The organism is Longicatena caecimuris (assembly GCF_004341945.1).
Taxonomy (GTDB): domain Bacteria; phylum Bacillota_I; class Bacilli_A; order Erysipelotrichales; family Erysipelotrichaceae; genus Longicatena; species Longicatena caecimuris.
Window position 1 is genome coordinate 40,041 of sequence record NZ_SMBP01000004.1, and the last position, 24,307, is coordinate 64,347.

Consider the following 24,307-nt stretch of genomic DNA (forward strand, 5'->3'; position numbering starts at 1 on the left):
TGGTATAAGTATGCAGAAATCTTTTACATATCTTTCTTATATGAGAAGCATTACATTTTCCTTAATTTATTCAAATTTGTATGCCGTGCGCAACATAAGGAAGAAAAACCGTGCTATAATAGATACAAGCCTTTAATTAGGCATAGTAATAATGGAGTGATGCCAATGAAAGTAGGATTATCCAGGGCGAAGAGTCCGGATAAGTTTGATTTTGTTTTAATGGCTTATTTAATTGTCATGGCAATCACCAGCTTCGTTTCTATCTATTCTTCTTTCGGAATTGTTGGAGCCCAAGCTGGAATGGGGTATCTTACAAAACAGATCATGTGGTTTATGGCAGGTTTTATCGCCTTAGGTGTAATCATGTATTTAGGCAATGACAGTATGTTTCAATTCGCTAAGATTGCCTATTGGATATTAATGGTCTGTTTGATCATCTTATTTTTTGCCAGGATATTATACTCACTGACCGGCAGAGTGATTTCTATCATGCAGCCAACCAATGGTGCTATTTCATGGTTTTTCCTTCCTGGAACTTCCTTTCAGCCCAGTGAGTTTATGAAAATTGTATTGATCATCATTACCGCAGGTATTATTGATGAACATAACAAAGAAAAAGTAATTGATTCCTTTGAGATGGATGTTAAACTATTTATAGAAGTTGCAAAATGGGCTCTGCCACCTATGGTACTAATTCTATTACAGCCGGATACCGGAGTTGTTTTGATTATTGGTATCAGTCTATTGGCTATGCTATTATGTTCGGGAATACGCAAAGAATGGATATGGCTATTAGCCGGACTTATCATCATCTTTATTGCCGTCTTTGCTTATCTCTACATATTTCAATTTGATTTACTAACTAGTATGATGGGAGGAAGCTATAAAATGCGAAGGATCACTTCTTGGCTTGATCCTGAATCTAGCATCAATACGGATAGTTATCAACAATATATGGCCTTGTTAGCGTTAGGCAGTGCCGGTGTAAGCGGACATGGTATGCAACAGTTTCTAGTACCGATACCCGAAGCACAGACGGATTTCATCTTTGCTGTTATTGGTCAAAGCTGGGGATTGATTGGTGCAGTATTCATCTTAATACTGTGTTTAGGACTTGATCTTCATTTATGTAAGATTGCCAGCATATCGAAGAATATGTTTGAAAAATATCTGATTTTAGGTGTTTTAGGAATGTTGCTATATCAGCAAGTCCAAAATATCGGTATGATCATTGGATTATTGCCAATTACCGGTATTACTCTTCCTTTGATATCGTATGGCGGATCTAGCATGCTATCTTATTTAGTAGCCTTTGGAATCATTATGAATGCCAGTGCGAAAGCTAAAAAATTATCAGACTATGTATATGAATAAGAGGTTGTAATGATATTAGATAGATTTACGAAATGAAATCTTCTATACACTACAACCTCTTTTCTTACATACAGTCCCAATTATAAACAACGTTTGTAAAATCTTTATTTTTAAGATCTTGTTCAGAAACAAAGAAATTTGCGACACCAGAATCTCCCCACATAATATCTTCTACTGTATCTAATTGAAATAATAGGATATCGCAAGGATTGTCTTTCATATACTCTCTGGGATCATATTGTGTAAAACAAGGATATCCGCCTATTTGTGAAGCAAATGTTTCTAATCTATCACATAAGTTATCATATATGACATCATCTAAATCGAAAATAGTGTGTTGATCCTCTTTTAATAAATCTTGACATGACTGAGTAAAATAATCTTTAAAGCGATAATCATTTATGGTAATTGTCTGAAAATGTTCATGCGGTTGCAGACGGTATTCACAATCCAATGGAAAGGGTAACATTGTTTCTTTATGTGCTTTCGGTTGAAAGATACGATTGCTTACAGGCTGGTTTGGTATGGATTCATAATAGCGAATTGCCCATCTCTTTTGAAATCTTGGATCATCAAAATCACAGCCATAAAGATCATCATCACCACTTATAAAAATCTGTAAAAGCCCTGATGTTGGAAATCCTTCCGGTGCTTTAAACTGCGAAAAATTAATCTGCGCCAACAAATACAATGGACTCTTTTCTATTTGATCAATTGGAAGTGTCTCATGTTCAGGAATATAATATGCACCTCCGATTTTACAATCAAATAAAGCTGGTTTATCTTTTTCAAGAGTAAAGTAAGTAATCGGTTTTTGTGATGTGTTTTTTAAACGTTCATAAAACATTTCAACGGTTGCTTGTATTTTCTCTTGGTTTTCTACTCTTTCTTCATTTTTTGGTTTTGTTTCATTTTGTGTCTTTACCTCTTGTTTGGCAAATATTTTTTTAAGAAAACCCATAGTCTTTTCCTCCAGTTACTTTCATTCCGATGCTTCCTACTGCTTGCGAATTAATATAAGTTTTTTAATCGTTTTAAATAACTGTATGCACGATAACGAACAAATTGTACTTTAAGATCTGACATACTGCAAATAATTTCGTGTGTATCCGCTAATGATAAATTCAAATGATCATAACATAATACAGCAGTATCAAATGTCTCACTGCGCATAGTGATGATGCGATTTTCCATCATAATGTAAGGTACCCCTAGTGAACGATGTTTGGAATGTTGAATTGGTGTAATTTCAGTCAATTGCATTAACGATATACCACTATCAATGACAGCACCTTTTAAGCTTCGATTATATGCAGTAGAGCCTGCCTGTGTACTTAAACATATCCCTGAACCACGGCATGTTTCAAAAAATTCTCCATCTATATAGATATCCAAAATTTGTGATTTCACGATATTTTCAACACGCATTTCATTTAAAGCATAGCGAGGTACAGGATCATTATCCATCTGTATTTTTAACAAATTGGAAGTGAAGATGGATGGCTTTTTGTGTAAAAGATCCTGAATGCATTCATCAATTTCCTCTCCTGTATAATCCGTAAAGAAACCCAATGTACCTGTATGGATACCGAGGAATTTTATTGTATTAATAATGGGAAGATATTTATGCACCCCATATAATAAAGTGCCATCTCCACCTATACAAATTACCAATTCAGGATTTTTTTTATCATATATCCATCCATGTTTATTTAATTGACTACACAAATATTGTTCTGTTTGAAATGATTTTTCATCTTTCTTTGCGACAGTTGCATAATTCATAAGAAATCACTTCCTTTCTTATTCATACTATTGTATTATAACATTTGGGTGATATAAGATGAATAACAATATTGAAAAAGAGTATAAAGTTCTCGTCACAAAGGAACAATTTTATAATTTATATCAAAATTTTGCTACACCACCATTTCATGAACAAGTAAATATTTATTATGACACTCAAGATTTAATGATTCGTAAACATAAAGGAGCAATGCGTATTCGTGATGTCAATGGTATGCATATTTTCACATTGAAGATGCAAAGTGAAGAAGGTTTATTAGAATTTGAGAAGCCAGTACCGAAAAATGCTATTACTAGTTTAGAAGATGAAGAAATTCAGGAACTATTACATCGTTATCAATTACAAGGTCCTTTTTTTAAGATAGCCGAACTTCATACGCAGCGAGCGGTTTATGAAAGTGAGTTTGCTGAGCTATGTTTCGATATCAGCACCTATCATGGAAAAACAGATTATGAAATTGAATATGAATATAAAAAGGAACATGATGGTCTTTCCATATTCCAAGACATCATGAAACAAATAAATGTCGTATATGAGAAAAATTGTATTTCAAAAATTCAAAGAGCAATGAACAGTTTATAATTTTTGATTGTTCAAAATGTAACTACTATGTTGCTATGAGAAATGCAATAGAAACAAAGATTCATTTAGAATAACCACGTTTTCTCCATTTCTGTTTGTGCCTTTAAGTTAGCTTATAGGAATGAGCATATTATAAAATCGTTAGCATCCATCTTTACCATTTCTTTTTATGTTATGTACATTCAAATTCATTTCATAAGGCTAGTCATCATCGACTAGCCTTTCTTCGTAATTTATATGTAACTGACATAATATCTCTCTGTATTCGTCACTTAGTTTTTGATTAAATAACAGACATAATTGTATTGTTGTATTGAATTCACTTTTCTCAATATATGTAGAATAAAACATATAGTGTCCTAACATGTATTGAAACTTTTTCGTAAATTCCAAAGTATTCACAATACAAGGAAGATACAAGATGAGTCCCGCTTTCGTATATTCTATAAACTCTGTTTTACTATTGCTGACAAACTGATATTGGTTATGATTCTTCATGATGGCAATTGCATATTTATAGAGCATACGAACATCATGCGTACTATACATATCACATGCAATTTTATCATGTATATTATTCACAAGATTTATTTGTGCATCAATCATAAAATCATGTGTCTGTTCGTGAAACAAGGATGACCACATATCTGAGCCTATTTCATTCGCTAATTTTAATATTTTTGAAGTAAGAAACATATCATCTTTATCAAGATAGATATAACTCTCTACTTTATTTGAAATAGCTACGCCTATTTCACTTAAATAAATGGGAGCTTGAAAAAAGACTAAGTTTTCTAATATAAGGCAATTTAAATAATCTGGAAGTTTATGATTTTTTGTTACTTTACGAATTGCTTCCTCTAATGAATCTTTATCTGGATAACCGTTTTTTGTATCATAACGATTCCACATTTGTGAAAATGTCAGTGTATAGCTTTTTTGTAGTCTGCCATATCCGATTAGACCTTTTTCTTTATTTTTTCCTTTTTCAGTACCCTTCGCCAGAAAAAATAATAAATCACCATTATGAAAATCACTGATTTTTTTGGTATTGCTAGGTTTCCAAAAATTGATGGAATGATTGCCATTCAGTCTATGATATTCTATCATCTTTTTATCTGTAATATAGGCAATGGAAGCCATCGTACAACACCTCTTTCTCTCTTATCTATTTTATCATGTAATCGAAATTGAAACATAGAAAAATCGTGATTTCTCACGATTTCTTTTACATTTTTTTACGACCTTCAATTGCTTTGATTAAAGTGAGTTCATCTGCATAATCTAAATGACCGCCCATAGGAAGTCCATGTGCAATACGTGTGACTGTAACATCATAGCTTTCTAAAAGCTTTGAGAGATATAAAGCAGTCGTTTCTCCTTCTACCGTCGGATTGGTTGCGATAATAATTTCTTTTGTATCTTCTTGAATACGTGTCAATAGGCTTTCAATGTTAATATCTTCAGGTAAAATACCTTTCGCTGTGGATATTACACCATTTAAAACATGATAAACACCTGCATACTCTTTCGTCTTTTCCATGGCAATTACATCCTTAGGACTTTGAACAACACAGATAATATCACGCTGTCTTGTTGTATCCTTGCATATATCACACAAGTCTCCTTCAGCCAGATTTCCGCATACCTCACATTTTTTCAGACCGTCTTTCATATCAGCTAAACTTTGTATAAAGCCATCTAAGGTTTCTTCATCCCACTCTAGTGTTTGAAAAGCATATCGTTCTGCGGTTTTCATTCCTACACCGGGAAGTTTCCGAAAACTTTCTACAAGAGCCTCAAACTTTTTTGGATACATTAAAATCCTCCAGGCATTTTCACTCCGCCTGTTAAAGCATTCATTTTCTGTTCTTTATCTTTTACGGCTTTACTTAATGCATCATTAATAGCTGATTTCAACATTTCTTCTAAATCTTCTTTTCCATCTTTTTCTAATAATGCTTCATCAATACAAATTGTTTCAATTTCCATGCTTCCTTTTACGGTAACTTTAACAACCCCACCACCCATGGTAGAATCGTATGTCTGTTCATTTAAAAGTTCTTCTGCTTTTGCAAGTTCTTTCTGCATCTTTTGTGCCTGTTTTAATAAGCTTTGCATATTCATAATATCTATTCCTCCGTTATAATAATATTTTCTTCACCGAATAAATCCAGTATTGTTTCTTCTTGTGTTTTCTCAACAATCTCTTTTCTTTCTATCTTTACAGTTTCTATCTGTATTGGTTCAGGCAATGTTCCGTTTATCATTCGTTCTTTAAATTCACGAATAATTCTTGTTTGATGTTCTTTGGAAATAGCAAATATTTTTTTATTTTTATGCAGCAGTTCTTGTATAAATGCATTGAATTCATTTTTACTATCTGCCTCATTGATTTCATTTGCTTCTGCCTGATTGTCCACACTAATAACGATGTAGTTACTACCACTACCGACAATCATGCTATTTTTTAATAGATTTGCTGACTTTGCCCATGTTAAATCTAACATATATTCAGCAATTCGATAGAAATCTTTTATGTCTTGCGCCTTTTCTGGTTTATTTGCCCCTGCCAATAGTCCTAAAATAAAATCATCATCTAAAGGTTTAATTGTTTTAGATGTATTAGGAACATCTACTGATGAAATCACCTGAGTATGTAATTCAAGTTCTTGGTTGTCTTCTGTTATGGATACATCCAAATCATATGGTTCATCATCTTCAGGTATTTCAAGTATTTTCTTTTCCTTTTTAGGTTCAAATGTTTCACGTGAAACATTCTTATTCAAATCTTGTTTAATAATAGCTTGTTTACTTTCTGATTTTACTGGCAACACCTGTACTGATTCATTTTTTTGTATTACATCATCATCCAACATTTGCAATAAGCAAACCTCGAAATAAGATCCTACATTCGCTGCACCGCGATATTTATCATATGTTTCCATTAAGAGATGAATCATATCGAAACGTTTCTTGCGACTCAATCTTTCAATCATATGATTGACTTCTTCACCGTTTAATATACGTAATAACCCTATATCTTTAGTATATTCGAAAATAATTGATTCTTTTAGAATTTCAATCAGATCTACTGTCAATCGTTTAATATCTATACCTTTTTCAATCAAAGTGTCTACAATATTTAAAAGATTCACTGCTTCTTTATCGATGATGGCATCAATAATTTCAAGTTTTTCTGTTATTGTGGTAATTCCATATATTTCGTTAATATGATGCACCTTAATATCATTTTGTGCATATGCAATACATTGATCCAGAATTGATAAAGCATCACGCAAACCACCATCTGCTAGTTGTGCAATAATTCTTATTACTTCATCTTCACATGTTAATTGTTCACCCTGTAAGACATCTCGTAAACGATTTTCTATATCATTTCTTGGAATCTTAGTAAAATCGAAACGTTGACATCGTGAGATAATTGTAGGTAAAACTTTATGAGGCTCAGTAGTAGCCAGAATAAAAATAACATGTTCTGGTGGCTCCTCAATCGTTTTTAACAGTGCATTAAAAGCACCAGTGGACATCATGTGAACCTCATCTATGATATACACTTTATATTTTCCTTTTAAAGGTGCATATTTCACTTTTTCAATTAAGGTACGTACTTCTTCAACACCATTATTACTGGCAGCATCTATTTCAATAATATCTGGATGATTTCCTTCTTGTACAGCAATACAATTTTCACACTTTCCACAAGCCTTCGTATGTTCATCTGTACAGTTTATTGTCTTGGCAAATATTTTTGCAATAGAAGTTTTACCAGTACCACGTGGGCCACAAAATAAATAAGCATGTGCTATTTTATTTTGTTCAACAGCATGTTTTAATGTTTGGACAATATGTTTTTGACCGTAAACTTCATCAAAACTATTAGGTCGATAGGTACGATATAAAGCCTTATAAGCCATAATTCACCTGCTCTCTGTCTTATTTATTATATCATAAAGCAATGTTCTCATATAGTAAAAAAGCAAATACTTTTCACCTATTTAGGGCTTGTATTTGCTTTTTTTTGTTTCCTTTTTTGCCTAAAGAATTGTTTCAATAATGCTCCACATTCTTCTTCCAAAATGCCGCCAATAGTTTCGGGATAGTGATTAAAACCGGGTGTCTCATACATTTTCATGCAGCTTTCTATGCATCCACCTTTTGGATCATATGCACCAAACACGACAGTTTTCATACGTGATTGGATAATTGCGCCACTACACATAGGACATGGCTCTAAAGTAACATAAAGAGTACAATCCTCCAAACGCCAACTTCCGATTATATTGCATGCTTTTTCAATTGCTAATATTTCAGCATGTGCAATTGCTGACTGTTTACTTTCTCTTAAATTATGTGCTCTTGCTATTATTTTATTATGATAGACAATAACACAGCCAATGGGCACTTCATCGATAGCAAATGCTTTCTCAGCTTCTTTAATTGCTTCAAGCATAAAGTTTTCATGCATGATTATCACCTTCATTTCGGTATAATAAAAGCTACTACACATGATAGAGCTCCCTTAAGGCTGCTTTGTTCCCAATCTGACCTGATTCAGTAGATACCATTGTAGTAGCTTATATATTATAACATATATTCATTTGAATGCAATATCTGTTTTCAATTTATTGTAGTAACAAAGATGAAAAGGAAACATAAAATAGAGGACATCAATATGATAGCTTTTCATACTAAAAAACAATTCATAGAACATGATTTTTTTTTAAAAAAAAGTTGTTTCAATTTTCAGTTTAAATACTATTTAAAGTAAATATGATTTTTAATAATACACCATATTTAATATAATTATCTGCAACGTTCTTTATCTGAACCGTATCTATCTTTTTTTCTACATAGCTTCTATGTATCAATAATTTTTTATACTTCATTTAATTTATTCGTAGTACTCTTTGCAAGATTGTAACACAAGAAAAACATTAACACTTTTCTTTGGTATTTAGATATTTAAATTTAATATTAAAAATCATTTTTCTCATTTTTAAAATTTAGTAAAAAACTACCACAATATTTAAATTCATGTAAAACAATTTTTAAATAATGTTTCACGTGAAACAAAAAAAGTGGTTAAAATGTAAAAATGATGTGCAGTGAGATATACAACTGCCAATCTCTTAGTATTTCAATGCAAATCACAAGCAGTAAAAGCATTCCATTTTATTCAAAATAATCCTTTAAATAAAGCTTTTTCTTACTTTTTAAGATTTTTAAAATAATGCCTTGAAAACGCAAAAAAAGAGGAAATTAAGTGATTTCCTCAATGTTTTATTTCTTCGGTACTAACTTTTCTGTACCACCCATATAAGGCTGTAACACCTTAGGAATATTTACGCTTCCATCCTCATTCAGATTGTTTTCTAAGAAAGCAATCAACATACGAGGAGGAGCAACAACTGTGTTGTTTAACGTATGAGCAAAATATTTTCCATCTTTGCCTTTTACACGAATTCCAAGTCTTCTTGCTTGTGCATCTGTTAGATTAGAACAACTTCCAACTTCAAAGTATTTTTTCTGTCTTGGACTCCAAGCCTCAACATCGACAGACTTGCATTTCAAATCCGCCAAGTCACCTGAACAACATTCCAAAGTTCTAACAGGAATATCTAAGCTTCTAAATAAATCAACAGTATTCGTATAAAGTTTCACAAACCAATCTGCACTTTCCTCTGGTTTACAAACAACGATCATCTCTTGTTTCTCAAATTGGTGAATACGATAAACACCACGTTCTTCAATACCATGTGCTCCCTTTTCTTTTCTAAAGCATGGAGAATAACTTGTATACGTATAAGGCAAATCCTTTTCATCTAAAATCGTATCAATGAACTTACCAATCATAGAATGCTCACTTGTTCCAATCAGATACAAATCTTCGCCTTCAATTTTATACATCATACCTTCCATCTCCGCAAAGCTCATAACTCCAGTTACAACATTACTGCGAATCATAAAAGGTGGAACCACATAGGTAAAGCCACGTTCAATCATAAAATCTCTTGCATAAGAAATAACAGCAGAATGTAATCTTGCAATATCTCCCATCAAATAATAGAAGCCATTACCTGCAACTTTTCTGGCACTATCTAAATCAATTCCATTAAAACGTTCCATGATTTCGGTATGATATGGAATTTCAAAAGCTGGTACGATTGGTTCCCCATATTTTTGTAATTCCACATTTTCTGAATCATCTTTTCCAATAGGAACACTAGGATCAATCATGTTAGGAATCTTCATCATGATTTCCTTTATTTCTGCAGCCATTTTCGCTTCTTTTTCTTCAATTTCTTTCATTTCATCTGCCATGGCCTGCACTTTTGCTTTTACTGCATTTGCTTCATCTTTTAAGCCTTTTGCCATCAATCCACCGATTTCCTTGCTCATGGCATTACGCTTTGCGCGCAGATCATCACCACGCTGTTTTAACTGGCGATTCACTTTATCCATTTCGACAACTTTATCAACTAATTCAAGCTTATGTTCCTGAAACTTCTTTTTCATGTTCTCTTTTACAGAATCTACGTTTTCACGTAAAAATTTCATATCTAACATCGCTATATCCTCCTTACAAATAAAAAAGAGGTATTGTCCGAAAGGGACGATACCTCGTGTTGCCACCCTTTTTTAATTCATAGCATCACACTATGAATCCTCTCAAGTGATAACGGTACTACCGGAAGTAACTACTTTATTCACTACTTCACTCCAAGGTTGATTTCATAAAGCTTTGACAATAACTCACACCAGCCGTTATCTCTCTTTGCTCAAAGACTCTATTACTTATCCTTATCGACGTTTTCTTATTTTTTATATCATTCTTTATTCTCGTTGTCAATTGGTTCCACGGCATCTTTCGCAGATTCTTCAGTTTCTACTGCTTTTTCAACTGTTTCTGTCGAAACTTCAGCCGTATCTTCCGCTTCCTCTTCTTTATCAACGATAGCAATCTTCGCTACAGATTCATCTTCTCCAACATTGATTAATTTTACACCCTGTGTATTTCGGCTATAAATACCAATATTTTCAACAGCAATACGGATTATGATACCTGTATTTGTAATGATCATGACATCTTCATCACCATTCACTGCTCTTACAGATACTAAATCACCTGTTTTCTGGGTAATGTTAATTGTCTTAACACCTTTTGCCCCACGAGTTGTTAAACGATATTCTTCAATAGCTGTACGTTTTCCATAGCCATTTTCACTAACGGCTAATAAATGCGTACCATCTCTAGAAGTCGCAACACCTACAACAACGGAACCATCGACATTAAAGCCTTTGACACCACTTGCCGTACGTCCCATAGCACGTATACCATCTTCATGGAAACGAACTGCCTTTCCATTAGAACCGGCAATAATAATTTCATCATCGCCTGTTGTTTCCTTCACACCCATCAATTCATCATCATCACGTAAAGTAATCGCAATCTTACCATTTTGACGAATCGAATCAAATTCACTCATTGGTGTACGTTTTACAAGACCATTCTGTGTCACAAACAACAGATATTCTGATTCACTTTCCGGATTTACCGGTACTAAAGCACGTACCTTTTCTTCTTTATCCAGATTCAATAGATTAACGACTGGAAGACCCTTCGCCGTTCTACCTGCAGAAGGTATTTTATATCCCTTCATACGATAAACCTTACCAAGGTTTGTGAACAACATCAGATAATCATGTGTTGACATGGTTGTTAATAATTCAACGATATCATCCTCATTCACAGACATTCCCTTGACACCACGGCCACCACGATTCTGTGTACGATAGGTATCAATTGGCATACGTTTAATATAACCATTTGTTGTCATTGTGATAACAACATCTTCCACCGGAATTAAATCTTCATCTTCCATGGAATAATCTGCTTCACTGATTTCTGTACGTCGTGGATCACCAAAACGATTTTTTACTTCTGTTAATTCATCTTTAATAATCTGAATAACACGGGAATGATTTGCTAAGATATCTTTTAAATCAGCAATTGTCTTTAACAATTCCTGATATTCATTTTCAATCTTATCACGTTCCAAACCGGTTAATCGACGAAGACGCATTTCTAAGATTGCATTTGCCTGAATTTCGGTTAATTTAAAACGTTCCATCAAACCGCTTCTTGCTTCTGCATCATTTTGACTTTCGCGAATCAAACGAATGATTTCATCAATATGATCCAATGCAATACGCAGACCCTCTAAGATATGCGCACGATCTTCAGCTTTCTTTAAATCAAACTGTGTTCTTCTGACAACAACATCAATCTGATGATCTACATAATGCTGCAGCATTTCTTTAATGCCCATTTGTTTTGGAGCACCATTGACCAATGCCAGCATATTGACACCAAAGGATGTCTGTAAAGATGTCAGACGGAACAATTGATTCATCACTACTTCTACCTGTACATCTTTTCTTAATTCTATGACAATACGAATACCGTCACGATTCGATTCATCATTCAGATAGGTAATACCATCCACCTGTTTTTCACGAACTAAATCAGCAATCTTACTAATTAGATTTGCTTTATTTACCTGATATGGAATTTCTGTGACAACGATACGATTCTTGCCATTGCCCATTTCTTCCACATGATATTTACTTCTTGTGATAATGGAACCTCGTCCGGTTTCATATGCCTGACGAATACCACTTCTACCTAAAATAATACCGCCAGTTGGAAAGTCTGGACCTTTGATATAATTATCCATTAATTCCATGACTGTAATATCCGGATCATCCATAACCGCAAAGGTTGCGTCTATTGTTTCCGTAAGATTATGCGGAGGAATATTGGTTGCCATACCTACCGCAATACCAACAGCACCATTGACGATCAAATTAGGAAAACGTGCCGGCATAACTTTAGGTTCTGTTTCCTCACCATCATAGTTAGGTCCAAAATCTACAGTATTTTTATTAATGTCACGCAGCAATTCCATGGCAATCTTGCTCATTCTCGCCTCGGTATATCGCATAGCTGCAGCACCATCACCATCCATAGAACCAAAGTTACCATGACCTTGTACAAGCATATAACGGTAACTGAAATCCTGTGCCATACGTACCATAGCATCATAAACAGCAGTATCTCCATGTGGATGATACTTACCAATAACTTCACCTACGATACGTGCAGACTTCTTAAAAGGCTTGCTGGCAACAATACCCAACTCATTCATCGCATGCAGAATACGGCGATGTACCGGCTTTAAGCCATCGCGAACATCTGGTAAAGCTCGGTCTACAATAACAGACATGGAGTAATCCAGGAAGGATTTTCGCATCTCTTTTGATATATCAACTTCTTTTAGTTTATCTTTATTCAAATCCATTCAAAAATACACCTCCTGTTAAACATCCAATTCTGCATATACAGCATTTTCCTGTATAAATTCACGTCTAGGTCCAACTTCTTCACCCATCAGCATTTCAAAGACTTTATCTGCTTCCATCGCATCATTGATATTGACTTTCTTCAATGTACGGAAGGCTGGATCCATCGTTGTTTCCCACAACTGTTCCGGATTCATTTCTCCTAAACCTTTATATCGCTGAATACTTACATTTTCACCCATTTCCGCAATGACACGATCACGGCTAGATTCATCATATACGTATTCAATACGCTGTCCTTTTTGAATCTTAAATAATGGAGGCATGGCGATATATACATATCCACCTTCAATAATAGGACGTAAGAAACGATAGAAGAAGGTTAGCATCAGTGTACAAATATGTGCACCATCGACATCGGCATCGGTCATGATAATAATCTTATGATAACGCAATTTCGATATATCCATCTCTTCTCCGATACCGCAGCCAAAGGCAGTAATCATAGAGCGAATTTCATTATTTTCAAAGATTCTATGTAAACGCGCTTTTTCAACGTTTAAGATTTTACCACGCAGTGGCAAGATGGCCTGAAATTTAGAATTTCGTCCTTGTTTTGCACTACCGCCGGCAGAATCACCCTCGACAATATAAATTTCACATTCCGATGCATCACGGCTGGAACAATCCGCCAATTTACCAGGAAGTGAAGATATTTCCAATGCACTCTTACGTCTTGTCAGCTCTCTGGCTTTTTTCGCAGCCATACGTGCTTTACTGGCTAAGATACATTTATCAATGATGATTTTTGCTGTATCCGGATTTTCTAAGAAGAATTTTTCCAGCTGTTCACCAAGAATACTGGAAACAATTTTACGAACTTCTGAATTACCTAGCTTTGTCTTCGTCTGTCCTTCATATTGTGGATCTGGATGTTTAACGGAAATAATAGCCGTTAAACCTTCACGCACATCATCGCCGGCTAAGGTTTCATCCTTTTTGATCATCCCATTTTCTCTGGCATAAGCATTGACGATTCTGGTTAAAGCTAAGCGGAAACCATCCTCATGTGTTCCACCTTCTGCTGTATTAATGTTGTTACAGAAAGAATAAATATTTGGTACATAGCCATCGTTATACTGTAAAGCGATTTCTGCTAAGATACCATCTTCAATACCTTCTACATAAACAACTTCTTCATGCAGTGGACTCTTATTCTGATTCAGATATTCTACATACTGACGAATACCGCCATCATATTTATAAACGATTTCTTTTCTTTCTTCTTCACGTTCATCCGTTAAGATCAACTTAATACTTTTATTTAAGAAGGCCAATTGACGGATTCTGGTATTCAATGTTTCAAAATCATAAACCTGCGTTTCGGTAAAAATCGTTGGATCTGCTTTAAAGCGTACCATAGAACCATGCTTATCTGTCTTACCGATAATCTTTAATGATTCAACTGCTTTACCGCCATTTTCAAAACGCATGAAGTAAATATTGCCATTTTGATATACCGTAACTTCTAGCCATTCACTCAAAGCATTAACAACGCTGGCACCAACACCATGCAAACCACCGGATACCTTATACGCACCACCGCCGAATTTACCGCCGGCATGTAAAATGGTAAATATCGTTTCCACACCGGAAATTCCTGATTTTTCAACGATGCCTGTAGGCATACCTCGACCATTATCTTCAACACGTATGATATTATCTTTTTCAATCGCAATATCAATATCTGTCGCAAAGCCTGCTAAGGCCTCATCAATGGAGTTATCCACAATTTCCCATACAAGATGGTGAAGACCCTTTTCACTGGTGGAACCAATATACATACCAGGTCTTTTTCGTACTGCCTCAAGACCTTCTAACACCTGTATATCATCCGCAGTATAGGAATGATCAACCTTGATGTTTTCCATTTCTTCGATTTCTTTCATCTGATTTTCATCCATAGACATCCTCCTAACATCTCTGTAATGTTCCATTGGCTACTTTCCATAAGGTAACCTTACGCAGTTTTCGTATTTTTTCTGCTTCCGTCGTATCTGTGGTAGAAATGAAGATTTGCACTTCGGCAGGTAACGACGTTAACAGTTTTTCTCTTCGATACACATCCAGTTCGCTGAATACATCATCCAGCAATAATACTGGAAATTCTTGTATGATATCACGTATCATATAAACCATCCCTATTTTCAAAGCCAATAAGACACTTCTTTTTTGACCTTGTGATGCATAGGTTGCTAAATCCTTGTCATTGATCATAAAAGTAAAATCTTCTTTATGAATACCAATGATTGTTTGTTTTAGATAGATATCACGAGCAAGATGTTTTGCATATTTTTTTTGCAGAGCTTCTTTCATGACATTTTTATCTTCATCAAAAGGAATACAGCTGTCATAGGAAATATTAAGTAGCGTATCATCCTGTGAGAGTTCTTTATAAAATTTTTGACATTTTTCTAATAGTTCCTTTAAAAAATAATGTCGCTGTTGTATGATCACAACTTCTTCTTCAATCAACTGTGAGGTCAAGACTTCTAAATAAGCCTTATCTACATGTTCTTGTTTCAAATATGCATTACGCTCTTTTAAGAGCTTTAAAGCCACATAAAGCGTACTCACATACTTTTTACTTATCTTACTTAATTCCATGTCCACAAAGCGTCTTCTGACGCGAGGAGAGGCATTAAATAATGACATATCATCCGGACAAAACATTACGGCATTAAATTCACCGATAAAATCACTTACGCGATTTACCGGATTTTGATAAATAAAGAGATTTTTACCTTTTTCATTCACCGTAATTTGAATATCTTCTTTTTTATGCTCTTTTTCAATTTTAGCCCGAATAAAAAAAGCCTCGCTTTTTTCTCTGATCAAATCTTTATCTGTATTTGTCCGATGTGATCTGGTCGTAGAAAGATACAATAATGCTTCCAACAAATTTGTTTTGCCTTGTGCATTCTTTCCTGCCAGCACATGAATGCCATCAGAAAAAACAGCTTGTAAATCCTCATAATTGCGAAAATCATGCAGTCTGATTTCAGAAACTCTCATGACAATGTTATGATTGTTCCTTCAATGTTAATGACATCACCGGGATAAAGCTTTCTGCCACGACGATTTTCTTTCTCTTTATTTACATAAATTGAAAGCTCTTTTACGGCAAATTTAGCTTCTCCGCCGCTTTGAATAAAGTCTGCCATCTTTAACAACTGGCCCAGAGTAACATACTCGCTGCTTAACTTGATATTCATTCTAAAACCACTCTCACATTCTTATATATTATATCATATTTTAAGGCTTTTTTGTTGGTTTTTTATAAGGTTTGCTATCTTTTTTCAGAAAGTTCCATAAGTATTTTTATATATGCAAATTTAGTAAAAATAATAGCGAAAATACATTTTAAATATGACAGAATGATGTCAAGATACCTTGTTTATAATGAGGGTACAAAGAAAGGATGATGAAGATGGAACAAGCCATTTGTCAGAGCTGTGGCATGCCGTTATCTGAAGATGTTTTAGGAAGTAATGCCGATGGTTCAAAGAACGAGAAATACTGCATGTATTGTATGAAAGAAGGAAACTTTACAGCAGATTGTACGATGGAAGAAATGATTGATTTCTGTGTAAAACCAATGATGGAAGAGATGCCTGAAAAAAGTGAAACTGAAATAAGAAATATGATTGCTTCCTATATGCCTCTTTTAAAACGTTGGAAAAAGTAAAAGCATTGCTGTTTTCTTAAACTTAAAAAAGTTGATGATCAGCTTTTTTTCATACTTCTGTTAAATTCAGAAAGTGACAAAATTCTTTATCTTTATACAAAGATTCATAAGAGCCTAACTTATAAATTTGTCCTTTTTTCATCCAAATTATTTCATCATAACAAGGTAACAAATCAGGATACACATGATGAGCCACTTCAATCAAGATAGCAACATCAAGTGTAAGCAATAAGCTTTCTATTTGGTGTCCCATGATGCCATCCAATGAGGAACAAGCCTCATCTACAAGTAATACCTTGGATGGATGTAACAAAGCTCTGGCAATCGCAATTCTTTGTTTTTCCCCGCCACTGAAATGAACTTTATCTTCGATTATTTGATCATGAAGCCGTTTGATGAGATGTGATAAGCCTACTTTTTTCATTATTGTAATTACTTCATCTTCACGAATATCGGTTTGATAAAGCGTCAAATTTTGTAAAAGCGTGGCTTCAAAAAGAAAATGATCTTGCGTAATAATATGCATATTTTCATATACATTTGCTATTTGTGATACCTCATATTCTCCATTTATTTTTATACTACCTTTATCAGGTGCATCATAGCGCAACAGCATTTTTAAAATACTGCTTTTCCCACTTCCGCTCTCCCCAATCAATAAATATTTTTTACCTGTTTTAAATGTTAAATTAATGTCTTGTAAGATTTTATGATGCCGACTGCTATAAAAAACTGATTGTAATGTAATTGATCTTACATCATCAATTTTATTCGTATGATCAATCATCGGTAAATCAATCGTATGCAATACTTCCTTCATTACTTTTAGACCAGATTGCCATAAGGATGATCTAGTGAAAAAGTCTTGTAAAGGTGAGGCTACATTATTATTAAGCTGACTGATTCCCATTAAGGTACCTAAATGAAACGCACCATGAAGCACTAAATAAGCACCAATAAACCAAGGTACACATACAGTAACATAGTTTAATAAAAAAATGATCGTATCAGATAAACAAAGGACTGTCTGTAGCTGATATTTACAAGTTTCCTGTTTTTTATTCATATCAGAAAATTGTGTATGAATGGCTTCTTCCATTCCATAGAATTTCACCGTATCTGCACCTTTGATGATGTTTTTCATATAGCTTAGGAAAATGGTATTCATATGAAGTGATTTTTCGGTTCTTGTCATGATTTTCTTGCGCGTTAAGAAAGGAACACAGATATTCATCAGAGTCATAAGTAGAATGACGCATCCCATCATCATATTCAGATAAAAAATACCAAAAACAGCTCCTAAAAATAACAGAATATCATATAACATAGCCTGTAGAGAATCAAAAAACTTTGTTTGTATTTCCGTCATACATGAAGATAAATATGTTAAATAAGTACTGTCAGGAACTTCATGGAATATAGCAATTTGTTTATTGAAAATAGCTTTCATCAAGAGAGCTTTCATATATTGAAAAGTTTCTTTTTGAAATTTGGCATAAAGTATCTGACGTAGATATTTACAAACACACATACCGCTAATTACCATGCATGTATAGATAATTTGTATTTGTAAATCATCAAGCTTCATTGCTGTAATAGCATCTATTAAATTTTGAAAAACTAAGGCAAATAATATTTGTAAAAAAACAAGTAACAAACAAAAGAATATCCATAAACCTACATATAATTTTTTATGCAATAAAATCGTTAGAAGTATATTTCGATAAAATTGCTTTTCTTTTTTCATAGTATCACCGCCGTTTTTAAGATACGATAGAGATACTAGTATGTAAATAAGTCGCTGTTAGCTAATAGAGAATCATAGTTTCGATATGAAATACGCCTGTTCATAATCAGAATGCTGTTCATGATATTGCATGACGATCGTTTTTAAAAACTTTTTTGTCTGAAAATCATATTCATTCTGTATCCAATCCATCATCTGTTTCATGTCTTTACTTACATCCTCACCTTTTATTTGATGTGCACAATAAGAAAACATGAGCTGTAAGATTGGATCTGTGATTGTCTTCATATTAATAAAAGATTCTTTACTTTTTTCTATATCATGAAGACAAAGATAAGCAAATGCCTGGTAAAAACTAAGGTAGGCAGAATGATAACCTGCCGTTTTGGCTTGTTTTGCGTACAGTAAAAGTGAGGGATAATCTTGCTGTTCCAAGGCGATAGCACATTTATTATTTAATATATGCAAACATAGTTTATCATCCTGTTCACATTTTTTTAAAATTGTATCTAATAGTGAAATAGCATCATCATACTGATGTAATAGGGATACTATATTGGCTTTTGTCACTAAATTATAATACATACGTTTTAAATATAAGCCTTTTTTTAGATATTCATCCGCTTTTTCACAATATACAAGGCTATGATAGATATCACCCAAATGTAGATTAAGTTCTGCTAAACGAAAATACAGCCATGCATCGATTGCCTGATATTTCGTAAATTTATAGTTTTGAATTATTTTATTATATTCTTTTTGCGCTTCTTTCCATGTTTGATTTTTCTCTAAGTTATAGGCATAACATACGGATAAAAGATGCTGTTCTTCTATATCTAAAATACAGATAAAATTTTTCATAAATACTTCATCAAAGAAAAACGTCTTATGATCTTCAAAAAGATAGGTTAATGTATATGCCAAAATGTACTGATGAAATACCGAAGTTTCCATATAAATATCCATGTTATCTTCAATATCAGTATATACTTCATGAAGAAACGACATATCAAATTCTAAAATGGCTTGTAGTATAGTAACAATATCAAACTTGCATACATGATTTTCATAGGTTTCCTGATTAATGAAGAGTTCATGAAATATTTTCTTTTTTGTATATTCCGCAACATCCTTTTTACCATGTTCAATATCACTTAGAAAAGATGGGGTAATTCCAATCATATCTGCAAAATAGTTCAAAGATAGGTTTTGTTTCTTACGATGATAACGAAGAAAGAAACCAAAGCATTTACTATCATGATGGGATGTATATTCTGTTTCAAGAAAACTCATGCAATTACCTCCTTCTATAAAAAGAAAGAAGTGATCAAATGTACAACCACTTCTATCTAAATTGTTATTTATGCGTAAGTTCTTACCGGTAATACTAGCTGTAAGACAGAATCATCATCAACGGATTGGATGATAAAAGGCTTCATTTCTCCACACAGGCTAAATTTTACCAAAGAGCCGCTTAATGCTTTGATTGCATCAAATACGTAACGTCCATTGCAGCTGATTTCAAGAGCGTTTCCACTAAAACTTGCACTGCTTAAGACTTCTGTAGAGGAACCTACTTCAACAGATTTACTGGATAATACACATTCCTGCTCACTTAAATTAAATTTAATAACGGATACACCATCATTTTTAATAAAGCTTGCACGGTCAATGGCATTTAATAAATCATGAGCGTCAATTGTTAATTCATAATCAAACTGTAAAGGTATCAAACGGCTTGTTTCCGGATAAACACCATCAATCAGACGAGTCTGTACAATGGTATCATGAATGATAAATTGTGCTTTCTTATCATTGACAGCAATTTCAACATCGCCTTCCCCTTCTAAAGTTTTTACAACTTCTTGAAGAGATTTTGCCGGAATCGTTATATTAAAGTTTAAAGATTCTTCTATTTCTACTGTCTTTTTAGCTAAACGATAAGAATCGGTAGCAACACAATGTAATTGATGTTCTTTACATTGGAAGTTAACACCTGTTAATACTGGACGTGTTTCTTTATCACTGGTCGCAAAACTAGTTTGTAATATAATTTTCTTTAAAATATCTTCACTTACATTAAAACATTCGTTTGGTTTAGAAAAATCAATCGCAGGATATTCAGAAGCTCTCATACCATTGATTCGAAATTCTGCGGTATTGCCGGATATCTTTGTTAATGATCCATCTAACATTTCAAATTCAATTTCATCAGCATCTATCTTACGTACAATCTCTAAAATATATTTTGCTTCAATGACAATAGATCCCATATCGTGAATTTCTAAGACACAATGTTCACTCTTTTTTAATTTTGTTTGAATGGAAATGTCAGAATCGCTACCTGTTAAAATTAAGCAATCCATGGTAGCTTCAATTTTCACACCAGAGAAAGCTGGTAAAGGGGAAAAGGTTGAGATAGCTCTGGCAGCTACGGATAATGCGTTATAAAATTCTTTTTTGCTTACTTTGAAGTACATAAGTGGAACTCCCTTCTTTATCTTTTATTTATAATGAAATAATAATAAGTATGTGGAAACTGTGGAAAACTTCAGTATATCCCATAACATACGTTTATTTTAACATATTTTTGCTGTGGATGAAACGTTGAAAGATGTTGATAACTTTTTTATTTTATCCCCAGCTTGTTTTCAATCTGTAATAATGCCTGCTGAAAGGTTTCTTTTTCCTTTAACAATTTTACCATTTTTTCATAACTAGCCATTATTGTAGAATGATCGCGGTTACCAAATTCAAAGCCTATTTTTACAAATGGCATTTCTAAATGTTTACGACATAGATATACGGCTATATGTCTGGCATTGGCGATATTTTTGGTTCTTGATTTGGATTCTATCTGCGTTCTTGTTAATCCATAATATTCACAAACCGCTTTTTTTATTTTCTTAGGTGTTAATTCATCATCCACTGCAATGACGGGATTTTCTTTAAATATTTCCTGCGTAAATGCTAAATCAATTTTTTCCGGATTATATAATATTGCTTTAAAGAAAAGTTCATTTAAAGATCCTTCAAGTTTTCTTACATCACTGGAAAACCGTGTTGCTAAATAATCAAGAACTTCATCTTCAATCATGATTTCTTCTTTTCGTCCTTCCATCTTTTTTTGCAAGATAGCTTTGGCTGTTTCAAATTCCGGAGAACCTACGGAAACAGAAAGACCGCTGGAAAAGCGTGAAATCAGACGATTTTCGATACCTTTTAATTCAGTAGGATGAATATCACTGGTAATAACAATTTGTTTATTATCACTAACCAATTTATTGTAAAGGTTAAAGAAGATTTCTTGTGAAGTACTTTGTTTCAATCGCTGAATATCATCAATTAGCAGATAATCAACAGAACAAATCATTTCTTTGACCTCTTCTACTGTTTTATTTTTCATAGATTCAATCAGTAAAGTGACAAAATCTTCACTATATATGTAAAGAACTTTTTCATCAGGTTTATTTTCTTTTACAAAATTACCGATGGCATGTAATAAATGGGTTTTTCCTAATCCCGAGTTACCAAAGATAAATAATGGGTTATTAAACTTACCGGGATAATGACAGGCGGACATGGCAGCCGCATAGGCTTCACGGTTATTCTTGCCGACAACAAAGCTGTCAAAGGTATATTCTTTTTTTATTTTATCCTCAAACATGATTTCATTTCTTCTTCTCACCGCTGAGGATGGTTGTAACAAATCGACTTCATTTCTTAATAATATTTGACAGGATACTGGCTGATCCAAAACCTGAGATAATTTTTCCTGAATCAGATCAATGGATTCCATCATTATTTGTTTATTAATTTTAAATGGAACAATGATGGTTGCCAATTCACCATCTATATCATATAACGATGAATCCTCTTTAAACCATGCATTAAAAACAGCATCATCAAAATGCGCATTTTCATTTATGAGGGTCAATGTTTTTTGCCAGATCTGATCCAGCTGTATACTAGCAAACTTTGACATAAGCAACTCCTTTTTTCGGTAGTCATATTTTACTATAAATGGTGGAAAAAAACTATGCGTATTATGAAAATATCAAATTTTCCACAGGAAAAGTAAGTATTTCATTGATAATTAAAGGATAAAAAAAGTTTTCCACACTTATCAACGTGGAAAGCCTGTGGATTTTTTAATGTGGATAAGTAAAAATGGTGGAAAAGTTGATAAGTACTAGTATAAAAAATAGCTTTCCCATAGCTTTTCATATTAAAATAAACTGATAATTAAAGGCTAAATGAATGTTTTCCACGTTTTCCACAATAGGTGGAAAACCTAGCTTAAATTTACTGTGGAAAGCTTGTGGATAAATAAGAATATTAGAAATTTTAGCTAGAATTCCCCTTTTTTCTTTTCAATAGGAGTAAAACTTAGAAGTTTTCCACTTTCTTTTATAAAAGAGGATTAGAATTGTTGAAAACTTTTCTGATTATGAAAACATAGTACCTATATAAACATAAAAATTTTGTTGAAATCTTGAAAGAACAAGATCACTTTTTATTTTCTGAAAAGAACTATGGGAAAATGTTTTAATCTTCGTTATAATAGATACGATATATAAATTAATAAGAAAGCAGGTTTTTTATGAATAAAATAGGAAATATAGTAAAAGAAAAATTACTGAATTATGAAGAAAAGCTAAAGGCCAGCAATCGTCGTAGTTTATCTAGAATATGCAATTGTACAGAAGGAGCTTTTTTATTGGCCATGACAATCTATGTGGTTGGCAATATGAATGCTTGGACAATTTTGATGTTGGCAATCTGTGTCTTTTTAATATTTAGAATCATACATATCTATATAACGATAACAAGCTCATTGGATATTAGATTATTATATTTTGGAATGATTTTTTGTGAAATTGTGCTTTCCGGAATAGGTTTCTTTTATACACCAATCCTTCTATTTTTAGGTTTGATATTCGCTATGTTAATCGGATTTCCTTTTTTATTCCATAAACTTTCTTTATTGAAAAACTAAAAAAAGGAATGCGAATTTTCATTTATTTTAAACTTTTATTGACTTTGATAATGAATTTATGTATAATTTCTTAGCAATGCTCAATTTGTATAAAGAAAAAAGAAGTGGAGGTGGCTCTTGTGAAAAGAACATATCAACCGAGCAAAAGAAAACACCAGAAAACTCATGGATTCAGAGCCAGAATGGCTACTGTTGGAGGACGTAAGGTTTTAGCACGTCGTCGTAGTAAAGGTAGAAAAGTGTTGTCAGCTTAAAAAATCACCTTCGGGTGATTTTTTTGTAGTAAGGTCTGAAAAGGAGCAACGATATGAAAAAAGAATTTCGTGTAAAAGATACGCGAGAGTTTGCGGAAATCATGAATTATAAGAAGTTCTATACATGTCCTTCCTTTGTTATTTATGTAAAACCTAGAAAAGAAGATCATGCGCGTGTAGGAATTTCCGTTGGAAAAAAGATGGGAAAAGCTGTTATACGTAATAAAATTAAGCGGCAAGTACGCAGCATGGTACAAGATATTTATACATTTGATGAGAATTTTGATACGATTATTCTCGTTCGAGTGAAATATCATGAAGAAAATTATATAAACAACAAAAAACTCTTGGAAAGATTGATTAAAAAAGTTAAAATATAAAGGTAGGCAACTTTAGCGAGGAGAAATGA

At 33.3% G+C, this 24,307-nt stretch carries 22 protein-coding genes, 1 other RNA gene and 1 other annotated feature; of the genes, 6 read left to right on the forward strand and 17 right to left on the reverse strand.

The genetic code is table 11. The features are described from left to right. Nucleotides 1-165 precede the first annotated feature (165 nt). On the forward strand, nt 166-1,374 hold the full coding sequence (locus EDD61_RS03450) for an FtsW/RodA/SpoVE family cell cycle protein (protein ID WP_008690215.1): 1,209 nt from the start codon (nt 166-168) through the stop codon (nt 1,372-1,374). Between the two features lie 64 nt (nt 1,375-1,438). Here EDD61_RS03450 and EDD61_RS03455 read toward each other — a convergent pair whose 3' ends face one another. Both EDD61_RS03455 and EDD61_RS03460 read right to left on the reverse strand, forming a co-directional pair. After that, a complete protein-coding gene (locus EDD61_RS03455; protein ID WP_132224023.1) occupies nt 1,439-2,335 on the reverse strand; it encodes a YwqG family protein in 897 nt (298 codons plus the stop codon). Between the two features lie 50 nt (nt 2,336-2,385). After that, nucleotides 2,386-3,159 carry an NAD kinase gene (locus EDD61_RS03460; protein ID WP_008690220.1) on the reverse strand — a complete coding sequence of 258 codons (774 nt, stop codon included), beginning with the start codon at nt 3,157-3,159 and terminating at the stop codon, nt 2,386-2,388. A gap of 58 nt (nt 3,160-3,217) precedes the next feature. Between EDD61_RS03460 and EDD61_RS03465 the strand changes: the two genes are divergently transcribed. Beyond that, nucleotides 3,218-3,763, forward strand: coding sequence for a CYTH domain-containing protein (locus EDD61_RS03465; RefSeq protein ID WP_132224025.1), 546 nt, complete (start codon nt 3,218-3,220; stop codon nt 3,761-3,763). A gap of 201 nt (nt 3,764-3,964) precedes the next feature. Here the strand turns inward: EDD61_RS03465 and EDD61_RS03470 are convergent, their stop codons facing one another. The 11 genes from EDD61_RS03470 to yaaA all read right to left on the reverse strand — a co-directional run bounded on the left by EDD61_RS03470 (nt 3,965) and on the right by yaaA (nt 16,425). After that, entirely contained in the window at nt 3,965-4,906 is a 942-nt protein-coding gene (locus EDD61_RS03470; RefSeq protein ID WP_008977945.1) for a hypothetical protein, read from the reverse strand. Nucleotides 4,907-4,991: 85 nt separating this feature from the next. Then, nucleotides 4,992-5,582 carry a recombination mediator RecR gene (gene recR, locus EDD61_RS03475; protein ID WP_008690224.1) on the reverse strand — a complete coding sequence of 197 codons (591 nt, stop codon included), beginning with the start codon at nt 5,580-5,582 and terminating at the stop codon, nt 4,992-4,994. After that, complete coding sequence (locus tag EDD61_RS03480) at nt 5,582-5,890, reverse strand: YbaB/EbfC family nucleoid-associated protein (protein WP_008690225.1); 309 nt, start codon at nt 5,888-5,890, stop codon at nt 5,582-5,584. The genes recR and EDD61_RS03480 overlap by 1 nt, the downstream gene beginning before the upstream one ends. 5 nt (nt 5,891-5,895) lie before the next feature. After that, on the reverse strand, nt 5,896-7,701 hold the full coding sequence (gene dnaX, locus EDD61_RS03485) for a DNA polymerase III subunit gamma/tau (RefSeq protein ID WP_008690226.1): 1,806 nt from the start codon (nt 7,699-7,701) through the stop codon (nt 5,896-5,898). 77 nt (nt 7,702-7,778) lie between these two features. Continuing rightward, entirely contained in the window at nt 7,779-8,252 is a 474-nt protein-coding gene (gene tadA, locus EDD61_RS03490; protein ID WP_132224027.1) for a tRNA adenosine(34) deaminase TadA, read from the reverse strand. Between the two features lie 20 nt (nt 8,253-8,272). Further along, nucleotides 8,273-8,368: signal recognition particle sRNA small type (gene ffs, locus EDD61_RS03495), an RNA gene on the reverse strand. Nucleotides 8,369-9,067: 699 nt separating this feature from the next. After that, on the reverse strand, nt 9,068-10,354 hold the full coding sequence (serS, locus tag EDD61_RS03500) for a serine--tRNA ligase (RefSeq protein ID WP_008690228.1): 1,287 nt from the start codon (nt 10,352-10,354) through the stop codon (nt 9,068-9,070). 39 nt (nt 10,355-10,393) lie between these two features. After that, nucleotides 10,394-10,604: a binding site (T-box leader), on the reverse strand. A gap of 10 nt (nt 10,605-10,614) precedes the next feature. Further along, on the reverse strand, nt 10,615-13,149 hold the full coding sequence (gyrA, locus tag EDD61_RS03505; protein ID WP_008690229.1) for a DNA gyrase subunit A: 2,535 nt from the start codon (nt 13,147-13,149) through the stop codon (nt 10,615-10,617). 18 nt (nt 13,150-13,167) lie between these two features. Next, the gene (gyrB, locus tag EDD61_RS03510) at nt 13,168-15,114 is read right to left on the reverse strand and encodes a DNA topoisomerase (ATP-hydrolyzing) subunit B (RefSeq protein WP_008690230.1); all 1,947 of its coding nucleotides are present in this window, start codon (nt 15,112-15,114) and stop codon (nt 13,168-13,170) included. A gap of 10 nt (nt 15,115-15,124) precedes the next feature. Next, a complete protein-coding gene (gene recF, locus EDD61_RS03515) occupies nt 15,125-16,225 on the reverse strand; it encodes a DNA replication/repair protein RecF (protein WP_008690232.1) in 1,101 nt (366 codons plus the stop codon). Continuing rightward, complete coding sequence (gene yaaA, locus EDD61_RS03520; protein WP_008690234.1) at nt 16,222-16,425, reverse strand: S4 domain-containing protein YaaA; 204 nt, start codon at nt 16,423-16,425, stop codon at nt 16,222-16,224. The genes recF and yaaA overlap by 4 nt, the downstream gene beginning before the upstream one ends. A gap of 215 nt (nt 16,426-16,640) precedes the next feature. On the opposite strand from yaaA, the gene EDD61_RS03525 reads away from it, so the two are divergent. Then, a complete protein-coding gene (locus EDD61_RS03525) occupies nt 16,641-16,898 on the forward strand; it encodes a zinc ribbon domain-containing protein (RefSeq protein ID WP_132224029.1) in 258 nt (85 codons plus the stop codon). 49 nt (nt 16,899-16,947) lie between these two features. Here the strand turns inward: EDD61_RS03525 and EDD61_RS03530 are convergent, their stop codons facing one another. From EDD61_RS03530 to dnaA, 4 genes are all read right to left on the reverse strand, one after another. After that, nucleotides 16,948-18,645, reverse strand: a complete 1,698-nt coding sequence (locus EDD61_RS03530; protein ID WP_132224031.1) for an ATP-binding cassette domain-containing protein — start codon at nt 18,643-18,645, stop codon at nt 16,948-16,950. Between the two features lie 72 nt (nt 18,646-18,717). Next, nucleotides 18,718-19,938: a helix-turn-helix domain-containing protein gene (locus EDD61_RS03535; protein ID WP_132224033.1), complete on the reverse strand. Its 1,221-nt coding sequence runs from the start codon at nt 19,936-19,938 to the stop codon at nt 18,718-18,720. A 68-nt stretch (nt 19,939-20,006) separates the two neighbouring features. Then, nucleotides 20,007-21,125: a DNA polymerase III subunit beta gene (gene dnaN / locus EDD61_RS03540; protein ID WP_008690240.1), complete on the reverse strand. Its 1,119-nt coding sequence runs from the start codon at nt 21,123-21,125 to the stop codon at nt 20,007-20,009. Between the two features lie 149 nt (nt 21,126-21,274). Further along, complete coding sequence (gene dnaA, locus EDD61_RS03545) at nt 21,275-22,630, reverse strand: chromosomal replication initiator protein DnaA (RefSeq protein WP_008690241.1); 1,356 nt, start codon at nt 22,628-22,630, stop codon at nt 21,275-21,277. 618 nt (nt 22,631-23,248) lie between these two features. Here dnaA and EDD61_RS03550 point away from each other — a divergent pair. The 3 genes from EDD61_RS03550 (at nt 23,249) to rnpA (ending at nt 24,278) form a co-directional block, all read left to right on the forward strand. Then, complete coding sequence (locus tag EDD61_RS03550; protein ID WP_132224035.1) at nt 23,249-23,644, forward strand: hypothetical protein; 396 nt, start codon at nt 23,249-23,251, stop codon at nt 23,642-23,644. Between the two features lie 119 nt (nt 23,645-23,763). After that, nucleotides 23,764-23,898 (forward strand): 50S ribosomal protein L34, encoded by a 135-nt coding sequence (rpmH, locus tag EDD61_RS03555; protein ID WP_008977969.1) that lies wholly within the window; start codon nt 23,764-23,766, stop codon nt 23,896-23,898. Between the two features lie 53 nt (nt 23,899-23,951). Then, on the forward strand, nt 23,952-24,278 hold the full coding sequence (gene rnpA, locus EDD61_RS03560; RefSeq protein WP_008690243.1) for a ribonuclease P protein component: 327 nt from the start codon (nt 23,952-23,954) through the stop codon (nt 24,276-24,278). The last annotated feature ends 29 nt before the right edge of the window (nt 24,279-24,307 follow it).

What these genes read in the sequence shown, in the direction of transcription:
- rnpA (WP_008690243.1), top strand. Translation starts at nt 23,952, where the DNA reads ATGAAAAAAGAATTTCGTGTAAAAGATACGCGAGAGTTTGCGGAAATC.
- gyrB (WP_008690230.1), bottom strand. Translation starts at nt 15,114, where the DNA reads ATGGATGAAAATCAGATGAAAGAAATCGAAGAAATGGAAAACATCAAG.
- EDD61_RS03535 (WP_132224033.1), bottom strand. Translation starts at nt 19,938, where the DNA reads ATGAGTTTTCTTGAAACAGAATATACATCCCATCATGATAGTAAATGC.
- EDD61_RS03455 (WP_132224023.1), bottom strand. Translation starts at nt 2,335, where the DNA reads ATGGGTTTTCTTAAAAAAATATTTGCCAAACAAGAGGTAAAGACACAA.
- serS (WP_008690228.1), bottom strand. Translation starts at nt 10,354, where the DNA reads ATGTTAGATATGAAATTTTTACGTGAAAACGTAGATTCTGTAAAAGAG.
- EDD61_RS03525 (WP_132224029.1), top strand. Translation starts at nt 16,641, where the DNA reads ATGGAACAAGCCATTTGTCAGAGCTGTGGCATGCCGTTATCTGAAGAT.
- EDD61_RS03480 (WP_008690225.1), bottom strand. Translation starts at nt 5,890, where the DNA reads ATGAATATGCAAAGCTTATTAAAACAGGCACAAAAGATGCAGAAAGAA.
- EDD61_RS03450 (WP_008690215.1), top strand. Translation starts at nt 166, where the DNA reads ATGAAAGTAGGATTATCCAGGGCGAAGAGTCCGGATAAGTTTGATTTT.
- dnaA (WP_008690241.1), bottom strand. Translation starts at nt 22,630, where the DNA reads ATGTCAAAGTTTGCTAGTATACAGCTGGATCAGATCTGGCAAAAAACA.
- EDD61_RS03470 (WP_008977945.1), bottom strand. Translation starts at nt 4,906, where the DNA reads ATGGCTTCCATTGCCTATATTACAGATAAAAAGATGATAGAATATCAT.
- recF (WP_008690232.1), bottom strand. Translation starts at nt 16,225, where the DNA reads ATGAGAGTTTCTGAAATCAGACTGCATGATTTTCGCAATTATGAGGAT.
- EDD61_RS03530 (WP_132224031.1), bottom strand. Translation starts at nt 18,645, where the DNA reads ATGAAAAAAGAAAAGCAATTTTATCGAAATATACTTCTAACGATTTTA.
- dnaN (WP_008690240.1), bottom strand. Translation starts at nt 21,125, where the DNA reads ATGTACTTCAAAGTAAGCAAAAAAGAATTTTATAACGCATTATCCGTA.
- tadA (WP_132224027.1), bottom strand. Translation starts at nt 8,252, where the DNA reads ATGCATGAAAACTTTATGCTTGAAGCAATTAAAGAAGCTGAGAAAGCA.
- yaaA (WP_008690234.1), bottom strand. Translation starts at nt 16,425, where the DNA reads ATGAATATCAAGTTAAGCAGCGAGTATGTTACTCTGGGCCAGTTGTTA.
- EDD61_RS03460 (WP_008690220.1), bottom strand. Translation starts at nt 3,159, where the DNA reads ATGAATTATGCAACTGTCGCAAAGAAAGATGAAAAATCATTTCAAACA.
- EDD61_RS03550 (WP_132224035.1), top strand. Translation starts at nt 23,249, where the DNA reads ATGAATAAAATAGGAAATATAGTAAAAGAAAAATTACTGAATTATGAA.
- gyrA (WP_008690229.1), bottom strand. Translation starts at nt 13,149, where the DNA reads ATGGATTTGAATAAAGATAAACTAAAAGAAGTTGATATATCAAAAGAG.
- EDD61_RS03465 (WP_132224025.1), top strand. Translation starts at nt 3,218, where the DNA reads ATGAATAACAATATTGAAAAAGAGTATAAAGTTCTCGTCACAAAGGAA.
- dnaX (WP_008690226.1), bottom strand. Translation starts at nt 7,701, where the DNA reads ATGGCTTATAAGGCTTTATATCGTACCTATCGACCTAATAGTTTTGAT.
- recR (WP_008690224.1), bottom strand. Translation starts at nt 5,582, where the DNA reads ATGTATCCAAAAAAGTTTGAGGCTCTTGTAGAAAGTTTTCGGAAACTT.